Here is a 948-nt window from a genome sequence, read left to right as displayed (position 1 = left end):
ACATTACATTGTAAAAATACTATTAGTTTTCTGGCTTGTAAGACAAGTGTATGAGGTGATGGTAAAATTAAAGGAATCCTATGGCAATCCTAACCGCAAAGAAACGTAAGAAGTTAAAACCTTCTCAGTTTGCTGGACCTAATGAATCTTATCCAGTACCTGATAAAGCTCACGCTGCTAATGCTAAAGCTCGTGCTGCTCAGCAAGTTAAGAAAGGTGCATTGTCACCAGCTATTGCTGCACAAATTAAAGCTAAAGCAAATAAAGTACTCAAAGGTAAAAATAATTTGTAACCAATTAACGGTTATGAAACATATATAGTTCGTAGTCGTCTACATGATGACTCAATAGTTGATGTGTCGTATAAAGGTTATTACGGAGAGCTGTTAACTCTTTTATCTAGGTTCGAGTCCTAGCACGTCAGCCAAGTTTCATTCTGAAACACAAGTCCTTTGGACTAAATGGAAAGTAGGACGCAGTGGTGTGTAACTAGTCTAGAAAACTAGCCTCTCGGGACCTCTCGGGGATGGTTCGACTCCATTACTTTCCTCCACAGGGGTGTCATATAATGGTATTATCTTGGTCTCCAAAACCAATGAAGTGAGTTCGATTCTTACCACCCCTGCCAAACAAGTTTATGCATCTATAGTTTAATTGGTAAAACTACTGCCTTCCAAGCAGAAGTCCTCGGTTCGAGACCGGGTAGATGCTCCAGATTCGGGAACGAAACATTGATAGTGATGTGCTTGTCTGAAGAACAAGACAGGAAGATGCGAGCTCTTCCGTTCCCACCAAACAATTGGAATGTGGTGTAATGAAAATTTGTAACAAGTGCAATTGTGAAAAAGAACTTTCTGAGTTTAATAAAAATAAATCAAAGAAAGATGGACATAATGCCACATGTCGTGAATGTATGAAAATTCTTTTGAGAGAACAAAGTCGGATCGT

1 protein-coding gene and 3 tRNA genes are annotated in these 948 nt (G+C 39.0%); all 4 read left to right on the top strand.

What is annotated here, in order from left to right:
- Positions 1 to 80: 80 nt before the first annotated feature.
- The 4 genes from N1032_RS24055 (at position 81) to N1032_RS24040 (ending at position 714) form a co-directional block, all read left to right on the top strand.
- Positions 81 to 293: a hypothetical protein gene (locus N1032_RS24055; protein WP_259542979.1), complete on the top strand. Its 213-nt coding sequence runs from the start codon at positions 81 to 83 to the stop codon at positions 291 to 293.
- A 170-nt stretch (positions 294 to 463) separates the two neighbouring features.
- Positions 464 to 553, top strand: a tRNA-OTHER gene (locus N1032_RS24050).
- Between the two features lies 1 nt (position 554).
- Positions 555 to 628, top strand: a tRNA-Trp gene (locus N1032_RS24045).
- A gap of 11 nt (positions 629 to 639) precedes the next feature.
- A tRNA-Gly gene (locus N1032_RS24040) sits at positions 640 to 714 on the top strand.
- Positions 715 to 948 lie beyond the last annotated feature (234 nt).

It is taken from the genome of Herbiconiux daphne, from assembly GCF_024979295.1.
GTDB classification, from domain to species: domain Bacteria; phylum Actinomycetota; class Actinomycetes; order Actinomycetales; family Microbacteriaceae; genus Herbiconiux; species Herbiconiux daphnes.
This window is presented reverse-complemented; position numbering and strand designations above follow the sequence as displayed.

Coding starts and splice junctions, on each gene's coding strand:
- N1032_RS24055 (WP_259542979.1), top strand. CDS start 81: ATGGCAATCCTAACCGCAAAGAAACGTAAGAAGTTAAAACCTTCTCAG.